Origin of the sequence: Tessaracoccus sp. SD287 (genome assembly GCF_017355265.1) — a bacterium.
In the GTDB taxonomy this organism is placed as follows: domain Bacteria; phylum Actinomycetota; class Actinomycetes; order Propionibacteriales; family Propionibacteriaceae; genus Aestuariimicrobium.
Genome location: NZ_JADIJQ010000032.1, coordinates 13,762 through 28,576, shown reverse-complemented (window position 1 = coordinate 28,576; position 14,815 = coordinate 13,762). Strand labels below are relative to the sequence as shown.

General features: G+C 67.3%; 15 protein-coding genes. 2 read left to right on the top strand and 13 right to left on the bottom strand.

Going from position 1 to position 14,815, the window contains the following annotated elements; genetic code table 11:
- The 10 genes from IPV09_RS11805 to IPV09_RS11760 form a co-directional block, all read right to left on the bottom strand.
- Positions 1 to 1,428, bottom strand: a 1,428-nt coding sequence (locus IPV09_RS11805; protein WP_242681558.1) for an aldehyde dehydrogenase family protein, incomplete at its 3' end; no start/stop codon positions are given.
- An 11-nt stretch (positions 1,429 to 1,439) separates the two neighbouring features.
- The gene (gene eutL, locus IPV09_RS11800; RefSeq protein ID WP_207475453.1) at positions 1,440 to 2,096 is read right to left on the bottom strand and encodes an ethanolamine utilization microcompartment protein EutL; all 657 of its coding nucleotides are present in this window, start codon (positions 2,094 to 2,096) and stop codon (positions 1,440 to 1,442) included.
- Between the two features lie 13 nt (positions 2,097 to 2,109).
- Positions 2,110 to 3,024, bottom strand: a complete 915-nt coding sequence (gene eutC, locus IPV09_RS11795) for an ethanolamine ammonia-lyase subunit EutC (RefSeq protein ID WP_207475452.1) — start codon at positions 3,022 to 3,024, stop codon at positions 2,110 to 2,112.
- 5 nt (positions 3,025 to 3,029) lie between these two features.
- On the bottom strand, positions 3,030 to 4,397 hold the full coding sequence (locus IPV09_RS11790) for an ethanolamine ammonia-lyase subunit EutB (protein ID WP_207475451.1): 1,368 nt from the start codon (positions 4,395 to 4,397) through the stop codon (positions 3,030 to 3,032).
- A 32-nt stretch (positions 4,398 to 4,429) separates the two neighbouring features.
- Positions 4,430 to 5,887: an ethanolamine ammonia-lyase reactivating factor EutA gene (locus IPV09_RS11785; protein ID WP_370590306.1), complete on the bottom strand. Its 1,458-nt coding sequence runs from the start codon at positions 5,885 to 5,887 to the stop codon at positions 4,430 to 4,432.
- Positions 5,888 to 5,889: 2 nt separating this feature from the next.
- A complete protein-coding gene (locus IPV09_RS11780; protein WP_207475450.1) occupies positions 5,890 to 6,180 on the bottom strand; it encodes a EutN/CcmL family microcompartment protein in 291 nt (96 codons plus the stop codon).
- Positions 6,174 to 7,412, bottom strand: coding sequence for an allantoate amidohydrolase (locus IPV09_RS11775; protein ID WP_207475449.1), 1,239 nt, complete (start codon positions 7,410 to 7,412; stop codon positions 6,174 to 6,176). The genes IPV09_RS11780 and IPV09_RS11775 overlap by 7 nt, the downstream gene beginning before the upstream one ends.
- Positions 7,412 to 8,335, bottom strand: a complete 924-nt coding sequence (locus tag IPV09_RS11770) for a choline/ethanolamine kinase family protein (protein WP_207475448.1) — start codon at positions 8,333 to 8,335, stop codon at positions 7,412 to 7,414. Before IPV09_RS11770 ends, IPV09_RS11775 begins: the two co-directional genes overlap by 1 nt.
- Positions 8,332 to 9,273, bottom strand: a complete 942-nt coding sequence (locus IPV09_RS11765) for a hypothetical protein (protein ID WP_207475447.1) — start codon at positions 9,271 to 9,273, stop codon at positions 8,332 to 8,334. Before IPV09_RS11765 ends, IPV09_RS11770 begins: the two co-directional genes overlap by 4 nt.
- Before the next feature lie 19 nt (positions 9,274 to 9,292).
- Positions 9,293 to 10,009, bottom strand: coding sequence for a GntR family transcriptional regulator (locus IPV09_RS11760; RefSeq protein WP_207475446.1), 717 nt, complete (start codon positions 10,007 to 10,009; stop codon positions 9,293 to 9,295).
- A 244-nt stretch (positions 10,010 to 10,253) separates the two neighbouring features.
- Here IPV09_RS11760 and IPV09_RS11755 point away from each other — a divergent pair, with 244 nt between their 5' ends.
- Entirely contained in the window at positions 10,254 to 11,639 is a 1,386-nt protein-coding gene (locus tag IPV09_RS11755) for an amidase (RefSeq protein WP_207475445.1), read from the top strand.
- Position 11,640: 1 nt separating this feature from the next.
- Entirely contained in the window at positions 11,641 to 12,405 is a 765-nt protein-coding gene (locus IPV09_RS11750) for an inositol monophosphatase family protein (RefSeq protein ID WP_207475444.1), read from the top strand.
- A gap of 63 nt (positions 12,406 to 12,468) precedes the next feature.
- Here IPV09_RS11750 and IPV09_RS11745 read toward each other — a convergent pair whose 3' ends face one another.
- The 3 genes from IPV09_RS11745 to IPV09_RS11735 all read right to left on the bottom strand — a co-directional run bounded on the left by IPV09_RS11745 (position 12,469) and on the right by IPV09_RS11735 (position 14,811).
- On the bottom strand, positions 12,469 to 12,714 hold the full coding sequence (locus IPV09_RS11745) for a PLD nuclease N-terminal domain-containing protein (protein WP_207475443.1): 246 nt from the start codon (positions 12,712 to 12,714) through the stop codon (positions 12,469 to 12,471).
- A 205-nt stretch (positions 12,715 to 12,919) separates the two neighbouring features.
- The gene (locus IPV09_RS11740; protein WP_207475442.1) at positions 12,920 to 14,206 is read right to left on the bottom strand and encodes an adenylosuccinate synthase; all 1,287 of its coding nucleotides are present in this window, start codon (positions 14,204 to 14,206) and stop codon (positions 12,920 to 12,922) included.
- Positions 14,207 to 14,319: 113 nt separating this feature from the next.
- Entirely contained in the window at positions 14,320 to 14,811 is a 492-nt protein-coding gene (locus IPV09_RS11735) for a DUF3151 domain-containing protein (RefSeq protein WP_242681557.1), read from the bottom strand.
- Between the last annotated feature and the right edge of the window lie 4 nt (positions 14,812 to 14,815).

The following is a 14,815-nucleotide window of genomic DNA, read 5'->3' as shown; positions in this document are numbered from 1 at the left end:
CACGATGCGCTCGATCGCCTCGCTGTCGGGGCGGGCATCCTGGGGGCTGCGATGGTCACGGGCCACGGCGGGGGCGTCGGTCATGTGCCGGGCCATCCTCTTGGTGTTCAGGACGTGCTTGAGGGTGATGTTGTCACTGACGACCGCCCCGCCGACGCCGCCGGGCGCCAGGGTCATCGACGGTGGCAGACCGGTGGTGGCACCCACCGCTCCCAGCGAGCCCCACGTGTTGACGAGCACCCGGAACGCGGGCTGCTGGACGCCAAAGGTGAGGATGGCGTCCTCATCGCGGGAGTGGATCACCGCCGTGTGACCGTCGCCACCGAACCTCAGCACCTCGCCCGCGCGCTCGTAGCCGCTGCGCCACCCGTCGGCGACCATGAAGCCGAGCACGGTGGTCAGCTTCTCGCGGGACAGTGGCTGCTCGGGCCCGATGCTGGTCAGGTCGGCGACCAGGATGCGGGCGTCGGCTGGAACCGCGACACCCACCTGCTCACCGATGTACTGGGGGGTGCGGCCCACCAGCCCGGCCAGCATCATGCCGTTCGGCCGGAACATCTGCGCGCCCAACCGCTTCGACTCCTCGGCGCTGAGCCAGTGTGCACCAGCGGCTTGCATCTCGCGCTTGAGCTGGTCGGCGATGGGGGCATCGGCAATGACCGTCTGTTCGGTGGCACAGATCGTGGAGCAGTCAAAGGACTTCGAGTCGACGATCATCCGGGCGGCCGCGCTGACGTCGGCGGAACGATCGACCCAGACCGGCACGTTCCCCGGGCCGACACCGTGGGCCGGTTTGCCGCAACTGTGGGCGGCCTTGACCATGCCCGGTCCCCCGGTGGCCAGGATCATCGAGGTGGCGTAGTGGTTCATCAACTCGTTGGTGCCTTCCAGACTGACCTCGGTGAGGCAGCTGACCAGACCCTTCGGCATGCCCGCCCGCTCGCCGGCGTCAGCCATCACCCGGACGGTCTCGGCGGTGCAGTCCCGCGCCGAGGGGTGCGGGGCCACCACGATCGCATTGCGCGCCTTGACGGCGATCAGGATCTTGAAGATGGCGGTGGAGGTGGGATTGGTGGACGGCGTCAGCGCCACCACCACCCCGACCGGCCAGCCGATCTCGACGATCTGGTGGGCCTGATCGGTACGCAACACCCCACAGGTCGGTTCGTCCTTGATGGAGTTCCACAGGTCGCGGGCCGCGAACTCGTTCTTCAACTGCTTGTGGGCGGCATGCCCAAAACCTGTTTCGACGTGGGCCATCCGGCCCAGCCGCTGGGCGTCGGCCATGGCGGCATCCACCATGGCCTGGCAGATGCGGTCGACCTGGGCCTGCTCGCTGAACTGGAACTCGCGCAGCGCGGCCCGGGCGCCAACGGCGAGGTCCCTGGCCTGCTGGACCGAACGCAGATCATTGTCGTAAGTGCTCATCATCAGCTCTTTCAGTAGGTCCGGGGGTTGCGGGCCACGTCCAGGACCGCGTCGGTGAAGGCAGCAGCGGCAGCGCGGCAGGCGCTGTGGCTGCCGGTGAGCAGTCCGCCACCGAAGTTGGTTTCACTCGGGGGCTCGTAGAACACCTTCATTTCCACGGCCGCCGCCTTGAGAGCGGCATCCAGGGCATAGGTGGCCTCAAGCGGTGGTGCGATCAGGTAGGCCAGCGGCTCACCCTGGGCGATGCCGGCCTCCTTGGACAGGAACGACCCGGTGCTGCTGACCACGTGCGGGAAGAACGTCAGATCGCCGGCCTCGTCGGCGGAGTAGAAGAACGCCTCCTGCTCGCAGTGGGCGATGCAGGCATCCAGGCCGGCGGTGACCTCGGCGGGGGTCGGCCCGGCCAGGATGCCGATGATCTCTCCCGACAGCGGTCCGGACGGATACCCCGAACCGGCATAGAAGCTCTTGGCATAGACGACCTCGACCTCGGCGAACTTCGTCGCCTCGTCCAACGCCACGTAGAGGGCGTCGTCGATGTCACAGGTGACCAGCCCCAGGGCACGGTGCTGGTCACCGAGCCTCAGGTGAGTCGCGAACCCGCGGTCGACATTGCTGATCGTGCGCGCGGCCAGGATGGTGGGCTTGATGGGATCAAGAATTGCCATGTGGGTGTGCTCCTCAGTCCTGTCCGGCCAACTCGCGCAGCTTCACGCCCGACGCGCCATGGTGCATCATCCGCTTGACGACCTCGACGACGTAGGCGCCGGCCTCGAGCGGGTTCGTGCCGCCATTGGTGGTGATCATGCAGATCAAGTCGCGGTCGGCGTCACTCTTGCCCGGCTGCGGGTCGTATCCCATGTACACGCTCATGGCGTCGGCGATGCCCAGACCGGGGCGTTCACCAATCAGCAGCAGCAGCACCTTGGCGCCGACGATCGTGTTGACGTCGTTCATGATTCCCACCCGGGCGTTCTGGATGAAGAACGGGGTGCCGATGGTCAGACCGGCCGACGCCAGGCCCTGTTCCAGCACCGGGTAGATGTCGTTGAGGTTGCTGTCGATGGCCGCGGCCGACAGTCCGTCACCGACGCAGATCTGCACGTCGGGTGACTTCGTGCAGCGCTCGGCAATGATCTGCCTGGACTCCTCCGACAGCCGTCGACCGAGGTCGGGGCGCAGCAGGTATTCCTCGCGGTCGCGCACCTGGGACGTGACGGTGAACAGGTTGAGGGGGGTCAACACGTCGTCGCCCACCACACCGTGGATGGCGTCCTGGGTGACGCCGTGGTCGGCCTGGAACAGCAACAGCGAGCGGGTCAGTGGTCGAGCCCCGGCCCGGCCCACGCCCAGGCGGGCGTTGGTGGTGGCCGCCAGGTTGCGCAGGCCGTCCGCATCCTGGGGGTCGAGGACGCCCAGCGCTCGGCGTGCCTGGAGTTCGGTCGGGTCGGGCAGGTCGATGACCAGGTCGCCATCGGCGTGGCTCGACGTGGTGGGTGCTGTGGACCCGGGAGCGCTGATGCCCTCCTTGGCGAGTTCGGCCAGCACCCTGGCAACGATCTCTTCCAGGCTGTTTGTCGTCGTGGACTCTTGCATGTCATTCACCTCTTCAGGAAGAAGGACGCGTCGCCGGCCAACTCGGTGAGCCGTCCGTTGCGGTACAGCCCGAGGTCGACCAACCAGTCCTCGAACTCGGGCAGGGGTCGGGACCCCACGGCCTGCCGCAGCGCCGGGGCGTCGTGGAAGCTGTTGGTCTGGTAGCTGAGCATCGCGTCGTCACCCATCGGTACGCCGATGACGAAGTTGGTGCCGGCGGCACCCAGCAGCACGGCCAGGTTCTCAATGTCGTTCTGGGTGGCCTTGGCGTGGTTGGTGTAGCAGACGTCGACGCCCATCGACAGGCCGGTGAGTTTGCCCATGAAGTTGTCCTCGAGCCCTGCGCGGGTGATCTGGGTGGCGTCATAGAGGTACTCGGGGCCGATGAACCCGACCACGGTGTTGACCTGGTAGGGATCCCATCGCTTCGCCATCGAATAGATCCTGGCCTCCATCACCAACTGGTCGGCGCCGTAGTGGGCGTCGGCCGACAGGGCGGTGCCCTGCCCGGTCTCGAAGTACATGTAGTGGGGGCCTTCCGGCCAGGCGTACTTCTTGGCGACGTCGTGGGCCTCGTCCATCAGGTCGACGCTGATGCCGAAACTCTCCATTGCCTTTTGTGATCCGGCGAGGCTCTGGAACAGCAGACCGACCGGTGCCCCGCGCTTCATGGCCTCCATTTGAGTGGTGACGTGGGCCAGCACGCAGTTCTGGGTCGGAATCTGCCAGCGGTCGATGACCTCCTTGGTCATCTCGAGCAGTCGGCTGACGCTGCCCACCGAATCATCGGAGGGGTTGATGCCCAGCACCGAGTCACCCGACCCGTAGGACAGGCCTTCGTACAGGGAGGCCCGGATGCCGTCGACCGAATCAGTGGGATGGTTCGGCTGGTTGCGCGAACCCAGTCGGCCGGGCTGGCCGATGGTGTTGCGGCAGTGCTTGACGACGCTGATCTTCTTGGCGCCGAGGATCAGGTCGAGGTTGCTCATCAGTTTGGTGACGGCGGCGACCATCTCGCCGGTCAGCGCATTGCTGACGCGGCGGATCTCGTCGTTGCCGGTGGTGTCGGCCAGGATCCATTCGCGGAAATCGCCAACCTTCCAGTGCTTGATCTCTGCATAGACGGTCTCGTTGACCCCGTCGTCGATGACCCGGGTCACCTCGTCCTCGTCATAGGGAACCGCCGGGTTCTCGCGCAGCACCGACAACGGCACCTCGGCGAGCACCAGCCGGGCAGCGACGCGTTCTGCGGCGGAGGTGGCGGCGATGCCGGCCTGCCGGTCTCCCGACTTCTCCTCGTTCGCCTTGGCGAGCAACTCCTTGATGCTGCCGAACTCGAACGTCTCACCGAACAGCTTCGTCCTGAGCAACATTCACGCCACCTTCCGTGGGGTCGTAGGGGGTCTCATTGGTAGAAGACGAGGGTCTTGACAGAGACGGGGACGACGCGGCCGTCGAACAGCGGCTCCCCGATGTCGATGAAATCCCCTTCGTCGAGGCCGATCTGGTCGACCACGATCAGGGGAAGGTCGGGGGTCCTGGCCCGAATGGCCTGTCCCAGCACCTGGGCGTAGTCCTCCCCGAGGACCAGGACGAGCGGGGACCCAGCAGTCAGGTGCGCGCCGGCGAAGTCGGCCAGTCCTTGGGCGAGCACGGTCAGCTGGTCGAAGCCCAGCCGGTGTGGCAGGTCAAGGCTGATGGCGTATCCGCCGGCATGGTCCTCACCGGCATCCCATCGTCGTACTGCCGCGTGCACCGCTTCACCCACCCGGGTGGCGTCCAGCAGGCCGGGCGCGAAGGTGGCCAGCTGCGGTTCGACGACTGGCAGGTTGCGCAGGGGCAGGTGGTCGCCCTCGGCCCAGATGGTCGACCCGGACAGGGTGACCTGCTGGCTGGCCGCGCCGAGCACGGTGGCGCGCTGGGTCTGGACCGGTTGCCTGACGGTGAGGGCCTGCCACCGGGGGTGCTCGCGCAGGGAGCGTGCCAGCAGGGGGCCGACGTCCCCGAAGCGGGCCACGTCGCCCACGGTGGCGGTGGGCAGGTCCTCGTAGTAGGCCGCACCCACTCCCCCGGACACGAACACGGCCGAAGGGCGTGCGTCCACGTCCAGCGGCGGGGTCAGCGCGACCAGGTCACCCAGGGTCGAGGTCTGGCCGAGCACCAGGTCGACGGCGATGTCGGCCATCAGGTCGGTGAACTGCCGCAGGGCACCCAGGGTGACCGGTTGGCCGACGACCAGGGGCAGCCCGGCGGCCGCCACCAGCGCACGGCCCGCGTGCTTGAGATGAGCCAGGGTGCCGGTGGCAGGGTCGATGATGGCCTGGCGTCCGCCGACCATCGCGGCCGCCGAGGCGAGGTGTTTGCCGTTGCGGAAACTGGCGGCGTTGGCCGACCCACCACCAATGTCGATGTTGACGACGGTGGCGTAGTGCATCGCCGACCAGTCCGCGGCACCGGAACCGCGGCCGGCGATCTGGGACTCGATGGCGGGGCCGGCCACTGTCACCACGAAATCGCCGGCCAGGTCGGACAGTCCCTCGAGGATGGCCTCGGCGTTGCGTGCCCGCGCCGTCTCACCGGTGATGATGACCGCGCCGGTCTCGACCTCACCGGGTTGCACCCCGGCAGCGTCGTACTCGGCCCGGATCAGCGCCACCAGGGCGTCAACGTCGATGGCATCGTCGGTGTCGAGGGGGGTGAGCTGGGGGTCGCCCTGGTACAGCACCGTCCGCGAGTTGACGTCCAGGCGCGGCACCAGACCGGGACGAGCCCGGTTGGCCACCGCCAGGCGCGACACCACCACCTGGCTGGTGGTGGTGCCCACGTCGATCCCGACGCTGGTCATCTCGCGTGTGCCGACCACGGTCAGTTCTTCCTGAAGGTGGTCTCGCCGTCCACCTCGAGGGTGTCGATGATGCCCATGATCACCGCGTCGACCGGCACGTCGCCGGTCCGGTCGGTGAGCCTGGCAGCCGAACCCTGCGCCACGAGCACCAGCTCTCCGTGTCCGGCACCGATGGCGTCCACCGCCACGAAGGGGTCACCGGTCAGGACGTCGTCGGGGGTGGTGGCGCGCAGCACCAGCAGCTTGGATCCGCGCAGCGACTCGACCTTGATGGTCGAGACGGCAGAACCGATGACTCGTGCGATCAACATGGCGACAGCTCCTGGTTCGATGACAGTTGCTCCAGGACGCCGACCATGACGCGCAACCCGTTCAGCAGGTCGGTGTCCTTGGTGAACTCATGTCGGTTGTGCGTGTAGCCACCGTGGGCCGGGACGAAGAACAGCACGCTGGGCACCGCATTGTTCATGACGATGGCGTCGTGCCCGGCGATGGTCTTGACCCGTCTGGATGACAATCCGGCGGCGCGGGCGACTCGCTCGACGAGTTCGGTTCCGGGGGGCCACATCCGACCGACCTCCCGCAGGGACTCCCCCGTCACCTCGACGCGGACACCGCCGGTCTGCTCCAGGTCGGTGAACAGGTCGGCGAGTCGGGCGCGGCTGCGTTCGACCCGGGTCAGGTCGTCGGAACGCAGTTCGATCTTCGCCCACACCCTGGACGGGGTGCAGTTGGGCGAGCCGGGTTCGCTGCCCAGCGACCCGACCGTGGTGTGCAGCCGTCCGTCGGGGTCGCCGAGCCCGTATTCATGGACCGCGGTGATCACCCGGGCCATGGCGTACATGGCGTCGACCCGGGCCGCCATCGGCGTGGGACCGGTGTGGGTCTGCTCGCCGTGGATCACCACATCGAGTTTGAGTGCGGCCCAGGCACCCTCGACCACACCGATGTCGATGCCCTCGGCCTCGAGAACCGGGCCCTGTTCGACGTGCACCTCGACGTAGGCGGCCGGTAGCCCCACCTCGTCGCTGCCCCGGTATCCGATCTCGGCCAGGGCGTCAGCGAGGACGACGCCGTCCGAATCGCTGAGGGTGAGTGCCTCCTCGAGAGCGACGGCACCGGTGTGGACGCTGCTCCCCAGCACGCTCGGCTGGAAGCGGGCGCCCTCCTCATTGGTCCAGTTCACCACGGCCAGGTTGAAGGGGTAGTCCCCCGACCTGACCTTGTCCTCGAGGGCGGCGACAGCGTGGACGGCGGTGAGCACACCGACTTGGCCGTCGAAGCGACCCCCGTCGGGTTGGGAGTCCAGATGTGACCCGACCATGATCGTGGGCTGCTCATCCGGCGGGTTGACGAAGAAGAACTGATTCCCGACCTGGTCGACCCGCGGATGCCACCCGCGCGCGGCGGCCAGTGCGGCCAACCGGTCCCGCGCCAAGCGGTCCTCATCCGACAGGGTCAGCCGGTGCAGGCCACCGTTGCGCTCACCGAACGTCGAGAACACGGCGAAGTCGGCCAGGAAATCGGGAACCAGTTCACTCATCAGATCTGTCCCAACCAGGTGTCGAAGTCGGGATGGCGCGAGACCTGCAGGGTTCGGTACAGCTTCCACGCGCCGTACTTGTAGTAGTCGAACTCCTCATTGCGCACGGCATTGTTGATCAGGCCCCACAGGCCCCATTTCGTGTCGGCGATCATCCGGCTGACCATCACCCGGGCGAAGAACTGCTCGTCGAAGTGACCGAGGTAGCGCTCGACCAGCAGCCGAGTGTTCTCCTCGCTGACGAACATCTCGCACAGCAGCACGCCCAGTTCGTAGGCGACGTCGTTGTTGGCGGCGTACTCGAAGTCGAGCAGCTTGACCGGGCGATCGTCACTGAGCAGGAAGTTCCCGGGCATCGGGTCGTTGTGGGCCGCCACCATTTTCAGCCCTGAGGACAGGTAGCGCTCCTTTGCCCGCTCGTAGTTGGCCAGCACCTCGGCGGCAAAACCGGGCAACTCGACGTCGCCGGTCTTGACCTGCTCGAGGTGCTCATCAACCATGTCGAACATGGTCTTGGTGTCGGGCAGTGGCGGGGTGGCGTGCCACTGCCGGTAGACGTCCATGACCTTGTTGAAGGTCTCCATGTCCTGGAAGTCCAGGGTGGTGGCGGTGCGGTACTCCTCGCCGATGAATTCGGAGAATTCGACGCCGGTCTCACGGTCCAGGTAGTAGACCTTGGGGCTGATGCCCGCCGCCGCGGCCTGCACCGCGGCCAGGTTGGCCGCATTGCGGTCGATGAAGGCCTCGGTGCCGGGGCCTGGAATCTTGGCGAAAACCTCGCCGTCGATGCCTTCGATGCGAAGTTTGTAGTTGTAGTTGGTCAACCCGCCGGTCACCGGTTCGTGGGTGTAGGACTTGCCGACCCACTGGGGGTTGCGCTCAAAACTCTGCTGCAGCAGGTCAATGCTCGTCGGATTGCTCATGCCAGCGCCTCCTCGACCTCGGTCGTCCAATGGGTGTCATTCATGGCGATGTCGGCCAGGGTCATGTGCCACAGCCCGTACTTGATCGAGTCCAGCGAGTCGTCCGGGTCGGTGCCTGAACGCAGCGTGGTCAGCAGTGACCAGCGCAGGTGTTCGAGCACCGCCACCACCCGGGTGACCGCGACGTCCTTGGCGGTGGCCTCGGGCAGCAGTTCACCGATCAGGGTCTTCGCATCGAGCACGGTCGGGGTGGCCTCGGACACCAGCAGCGCCGCATCGTGGACCCGGGACAGCTTGGCCGCCGAACCCCAGCCCACGAGCTTCACCTCGCCGGCCTCGTTGACCATGATGTTGGACGAGGTCGCCTCGCCCTGGGAGGGCACCAGGTCGAGGTTCTTGCGGTACTCAAGCAACACGTCGGTGAACGGCTTGAGTCGCCCGATCATGCCCGTGGTGCGCGGATCGACGGCGATCCTGCGGTCCTCGCACTCGTCCAGCAGGTGGATGACGTCGATCAGCGGGCTGCGCGGCGACAGCTCGATGTCGAGTGCGGCGAAGTCCTGCCGGGCCTGGTGCAGTCGGGCCCGGAACTCCGGGTCGGCGTAGTAGTCGAGGCGGGCAACCCGCCAGCCGTCGGTCAGACGCTCGGTCAGCACGATGCCAGTTTCCGCGTCGGTGGCATGGACCACCGGGGCGATACCGATCTCACCGGCTGCCTTGGCCGCGGCGAAGGTGTTGTAGCGGTTGCGCCACGACCAGGCGTGGCGGCTCATCACCTTGGCCAGGACGGGGCCGAAGCGCTCGCTCTCACCCTTGATCAGGACGTTGTCGGAGGCCCACCAGCTGGGTGAGGGCACCTGGGCGACGACATCGGACCACGCGATCTCCCCCACATCATGATGACGCGCGAAGTCCAGCAATCTTTCTTTGGCATTCAAAGACGTTCCCTTTCGTGAATCAGAAACCCGTCATACCGACACTGGTCGACAGGGTCGTGATGTTGGCATTGAACAAATCGTGCGACATTTCCACCGGGCGACCTTGGGAGTCGTGTCCGATGCGCGATACGTCAAACAATGGCGTGTCCACCTTGACCCGCAGCAACCGGGCGACATTGGTGCTGGCCCGGGCAATCTTGATGACCTCGTCCACGGCTGAGACGGCAACCCCGTAGTGCTGTTCCAGCAGTTCATAGATCGACCCCAGCGGGTGGCTGAGCAGTCCCGGGAACCGATTGGCGGGAAGGATCATCTGTTCCAGCGAGAGCGGCTCCCGATCGGCCAGACGCAACCGCAGCAACACCAGCACCGGGTCGCCCACCGCGATGTCCAGTCCCGTGGCCTCCCCCAGTTCGGCTTCTCTTTCGACCGCCGAGAGCACCTCGGTGGCGCTCTGGTGGCCCTGTTGACCCAACAATGCGGGCACCCCCTGGATGCGGTCGAGGTGACGCCTGATCGAGAATGGACCGGCGGGTTCGTGCTCGGAGGGGCCCATGGTGGGGCGCACCTCGCGCAGATAGATGCCCCCCGATCGACCAACCCGGCGTTCCAGCAGACCCTCGTCCTCGAGACGGGCAAGCGCCTTGCGCAGGGTTCCCCTGGAGGTGGCCAGCCCCGCCGCGAGCTCGCGCTCGGGTGGCAGGCGCGACTGGCCCTCGGCACGGCGCTGGGCCATGAGCAGAATCACGCTGTCGACCAAAGAATCAACGGTATTTGGTTCAACCGATTGGACCATTTGAGCACCTCCCTTGGTGTCCCCATGCGTGGTCAGTCTGTGTCATGCGGGGATGATTGTCCAGTGCCGTATCAGGCTGTGGGCACCGCCCGAACATCGTCAGGCGCTGTTAGCCTGATCGGAGTTGTGAGCAATCTCGACCGTGTGATTGTTGTGCTCAAGCCGTCCAGCATTTGGGGAATCCATGTCCGTGCGTCCCACGTCCGTCAGCGACCTGCAGCAGCTGTTCCGCGCCGACCCGGCGGCGGTGGTGTCCGAGGCGGTGACTGCGGGCCGAGCGGCAGAGCTGGCCACCGACCACCTGAGTGCCTTCACCTGCGTGAGCCCCGACCTGGCCGATGCCGCGGCGGAGGTGGTCGCCGCGGGACCCGACGGCAAACCATTGTTCGGGGTGCCGCTCAGCGTCAAGGACAGCCTGCACGTGACCGGTCTTCCCCGGTGGCACGGCACCGCGATGGCCACCGGTGCCGTGTCCGGATTCGACTCCGCCCCGGTGCAACGTCTGCGGGAGGCCGGCGCCATCATCGTCGGCAAGACCACCATGTCCGAGATGGGCCTGCTGGCCTCCGGCCTGGGCTCCCAGTTCCCGGTGGTGCGCAACCCGTGGAACCGCAGCCAGAGCCCCGGCGGGTCGAGTTCGGGTGCCGGTGCCTCCATCGCGGCTGGCGTGACCGTGGCAGGCATTGGCACCGACATCGCTGGCAGCGTCCGGCTGCCGGCAGCGCATTGCGGCATCGCGGCGCTGAAGCCCACCCAGAACACCTTGCCCTACGCCTCGGCGAGCACCTGGCGCTCGGCTGGTCCGATGGCGCGCACCGTGGCCGACGTCCGCACCCTGTTCGAGGTGGTCTCCCGCACCGACACCTCCGACCAGCTGTCCTTTGGTTATGACGTGGCCGTCGGCAGCACGCGTCATCGACCCGACGACGTGAGCGGGCTGCGCATCGGCGTCATGGAGTGGCCGGGCTATGGCCCCCGCATGAACGAGGACACCGCGCGCCTGTTCCGCAGCGCCGTCGACCTGCTGGCCGGACACGGCGCCGAGTTGGTCGACTACACCCTCGGTGTGAGCGAACAGGACTTCGAGGCGCTGGACAGATGCCTGATGGTGCGCGGTCGGGCCGAGGTCGCCGCCGTCGACCCGGCGCGACAGCGCCACCTGTTGCCGCAGGTCCGCGACTGGCTGGCCGACGGTCCTGACCTGTCGGCGGTCGACTACTACCGTGACTTCGAGCACCTCTCGGCTCGCGCGGGCCAGCTGCTCACGACCGCGTCCGAGTTCGACCTGGTCGTCTCACCGGTCATGGGTGAGCACACCTTCGCCGCCGAGGACTTCGGCCCCGACGCGTCCCGCTCGCTGCTGCACCACTGCAACTACACGGCCTGGTGGAACCAGACCGGGCAGCCGGCGATCAGCATCCCGATGGGTGTGGGCGGCGACGGCATGCCCATCGGGCTGCAGCTGGCCGCCCGGCGACGTGACGACTGGCGCCTGCTCGACATCGCGGAGTTCCTGGAAGCACACCTGGCCCTCGACCTCGAGTGGCCCGACCTGGTCGTGGAGGCCTGAGATGACTGTTGACGAGCGTTACGAGTCCGCCCTGTCGGTGCTGAGAGCCACGGCGCAGCGGGGGATGGACTGGTTCACCCAGACGTCCCTGGAGGTCGAGAACAAGGACGACGGCTCCCCGGTCACGGCCGCCGATCGCGACCTGGAGGGCTTCCTGCGCGCCGAACTCGGCGCCCTGTTCCCCGAGGACGGCTTCCTGGGTGAGGAGTTTCCCGAGACGGCCAGCACGTCCGGGGGTCGCTGGATCGCCGATCCGATCGATGGCACCAAGTCATTCATCCACGGCGTGCCGTTGTGGTCGATCCTGCTGGCCTATGAGTCCAGCGACGGCATCGAGTTCGGCGCCATCGCCTGTCCCGCATCCGGGCAGATGGTCTACGCCCAACGCGGCAAGGGCTGCTTCGACCAGACCGGACGACGCGTGCGCGCCTCGCGGAAGACGGACCTGGACGGCGCCTACGTGATGGCGAGCTGGCTGGAGGACTGGCCGCTCGCCCTGGTCGACTCACTGCAACGAGACGGCACCGTGGTGCGCACCTGGGGCGACGCCTTCGGGTACTTGCTGGTCGCCACCGGCCAGGCCGAGTCGATGGTCGACTTCAACGTGCTGCCCTTCGATGTCGCCCCGATGCCGGTCATCATGTCCGAGGCCGGGGCGGTGTTCACCGACCTGAACGGCGAACCCACGATTCATGGGGGTACCGGCATCGCGTCCGCCACCCCAGAACTTCACGAGGCCCTGCTGGAACGCATCACGCAGCACTGAGGGGCGGTCCCACGTCGGTGCTGACCGGGCCGACCCGGTCAGCACCTGGTCAACCCACCGGCCTCACCGCTGGTCGGGGCGCTGCTTTCGTCCCCACCCGAACCAGGCCGCGGGCCCCAGCGTGTTCACGAACGCGGCCAGCACCCAGGCCCACCGGGGCCCGAGCAGTTCCTCCCGGGGACGACGGAAGACCTCGATGAGCATGAACACCTTGGCCGTCAGTTCCGCGGTGGCTGCCACCGCCAGCGCGGCACGCCCGAGGGGGCTCCTGGGCAGTCCACGACGAGACCTGCGAATGGTTGACCCCATGCTGATTCTCCCTTCGAGCCGACGGTGGCTCTCGGGGTCCAGCCTACGACTGCCCGCACTGGAGCAACACCCCAGAGAACAGCTGCAACGCTGAGGGCCTCCTGCAAGGCTTCACACGCTGCAGGAGGCCCTCACCGCTGCAGGTGACGGTTGCTTGGTGACGGTTGCTCGCTGTGGCACCACCGCGCGAGCGGCGCGAGCGGGATCAGCTGAGCAAGTCGTTGATCACGATGGTCTGGTCCCGGCCGGGACCCACCCCGATCCCCGAGATGCGGCAGTTGATCTTCTGCTCGAGGAAGTGCACGTACTTCTTGCAGTTCTCGGGCAGCTCCTCGAAGGTGCGCGCCTCCGAGATGTCCTCGTCCCAGCCGTCCAGGTACTCATAGATGGGGGTGGCGTGGTGCAGTTCGGACTGGCTCATCGGCATGGTCTCGTGGCGGGTGCCGAAGACGTCGTAGGCGACGCAGACCGGAATCTTCTTCCACCCCGACAGGATGTCGAGCTTGGTGAGGAAGACATCGGTGAACGAGTTGATCATCACGGCGTGTTCGACCAGCACCGCGTCGAACCAACCGCAGCGGCGCTTGCGTCCGGTGGTGGCACCGTACTCGTGGCCCTTCTCCCGCAGCGCCTCGCCGTCCTGGTCGAACAGTTCGGTCGGGAAGGGGCCCTCGCCGACACGGGTGGTGTAGGCCTTGGCGATGCCGACCACGCGGTCGATCCGGGTCGGGCCCACCCCGGTGCCGGTGCAGGCTCCGGCCGCGGTGGGGCTGGAGGAGGTGACGTAGGGGTAGGTGCCGTGGTCGACGTCGAGGTGGCTGGCCTGGGCACCCTCGAACAGGACCACCTTGCCCTGGTCGAGGGCCTCGTTCAGCACCCGGGCGCTGTCGACCACGTGCGGACGCAGCGCGTCGGCGTGGCTCAGCAGCAGTTCGGTGACCTGGATCGGGTCGATCTCGCGGCGGTTGAACAGCTTGACCAGGGTCTGGTTCTTGCTGTCGAGGCTGGCCTCGACCTTCTGGCGCAGGATCGACTCGTCGAACAGGTCCTGGACGCGGATACCGACCCGGTTGACCTTGTCGGCGTAGGCCGGGCCAACGCCGCGTCCGGTGGTGCCGATCTTGCGCTTGCCCAGGAAGCGTTCGGTGACCTTGTCCAGGGTGGTGTGGTAGGGGGTGATGATGTGCGCGTTGGCCGAGACCAGCGGGTGCGGCACGTCGACACCGCGGGCGGCGAGCGCGTCGAGTTCCTGCTTGAACACGTCCAGGTCGATGACCACGCCGTTGCCGAGCACCGTGATGGTGCCGGGGTTCAGGATGCCGGACGGCAGCAGGTGCAGGATGAAGGTGTCGCCGCCAACCTTGATCGTGTGACCGGCGTTGTTGCCGCCCGAGAAGCGGACGCAGTAGTCAACGCGGTCACCGAGGTTGTCGGTGGCCTTTCCCTTGCCTTCGTCGCCCCACTGGGCTCCGACCACGACAATTCCGGGCATCCCGACGTCCTTTCGCTAGGTGACGTGCCGCTCCACTCTAGGACTGCGGGCAGCATCGGTTCGGCCACGGCCGCAGGCTGGGCGCCGATCGTTACCCGCCCGTCACCGTGCCCTCAGGCCTCGGGCTGGTGCTCGTCCTGGTGGGGTGCACGCCGGAAGTCGTCCTGGCTGAGTTCCTGGTAGGCCTCTTCGGAGGAGTCGCGCAGGAACTGGGCGCAGCGGGTGGCCTCCTCGTCGTCACCGATCCGCTCGGCGGCCAGGGTCAGCGCCCACAGGCACCGCAGGAACCCCTGGTTCGGTTCGTGGTCCCACGGGATGGGCCCGGCACCCTTCCAGCCCGACCGGCGCAGGGTGTCCAGGCCACGGTGGTAGCCGGTGCGCGCATAGGCGTAGGCGGCAATGTCGGCGGCCTCCGAACCGGACAGCAGCGACCCCTCGGCCAGGATGGCCCACGCCATCGACGAGGCGGGGTTCTCCCGCAGCACCTGGTAGAACGCATCACGACCGCGGTCGATCAGGGCGTCCACGGCGGGGTCGTCGGGCAGGCGGGTCGGGGCGCCGCTGGCTGCCGCCATCAGGTTGGGGTGGGTCTCAGGTCCGGCCATGGGG

Coding starts and splice junctions, on each gene's coding strand:
- IPV09_RS11790 (WP_207475451.1), bottom strand. CDS start 4,397: ATGTTGCTCAGGACGAAGCTGTTCGGTGAGACGTTCGAGTTCGGCAGC.
- IPV09_RS11780 (WP_207475450.1), bottom strand. CDS start 6,180: ATGTTGATCGCACGAGTCATCGGTTCTGCCGTCTCGACCATCAAGGTC.
- IPV09_RS11770 (WP_207475448.1), bottom strand. CDS start 8,335: ATGAGCAATCCGACGAGCATTGACCTGCTGCAGCAGAGTTTTGAGCGC.
- IPV09_RS11735 (WP_242681557.1), bottom strand. CDS start 14,811: ATGGCCGGACCTGAGACCCACCCCAACCTGATGGCGGCAGCCAGCGGC.
- eutC (WP_207475452.1), bottom strand. CDS start 3,024: ATGCAAGAGTCCACGACGACAAACAGCCTGGAAGAGATCGTTGCCAGG.
- IPV09_RS11760 (WP_207475446.1), bottom strand. CDS start 10,009: ATGGCCCAGCGCCGTGCCGAGGGCCAGTCGCGCCTGCCACCCGAGCGC.
- eutL (WP_207475453.1), bottom strand. CDS start 2,096: ATGGCAATTCTTGATCCCATCAAGCCCACCATCCTGGCCGCGCGCACG.
- IPV09_RS11750 (WP_207475444.1), top strand. CDS start 11,641: ATGACTGTTGACGAGCGTTACGAGTCCGCCCTGTCGGTGCTGAGAGCC.
- IPV09_RS11755 (WP_207475445.1), top strand. CDS start 10,254: ATGTCCGTGCGTCCCACGTCCGTCAGCGACCTGCAGCAGCTGTTCCGC.
- IPV09_RS11745 (WP_207475443.1), bottom strand. CDS start 12,714: ATGGGGTCAACCATTCGCAGGTCTCGTCGTGGACTGCCCAGGAGCCCC.
- IPV09_RS11740 (WP_207475442.1), bottom strand. CDS start 14,206: ATGCCCGGAATTGTCGTGGTCGGAGCCCAGTGGGGCGACGAAGGCAAG.
- IPV09_RS11775 (WP_207475449.1), bottom strand. CDS start 7,412: ATGAGTGAACTGGTTCCCGATTTCCTGGCCGACTTCGCCGTGTTCTCG.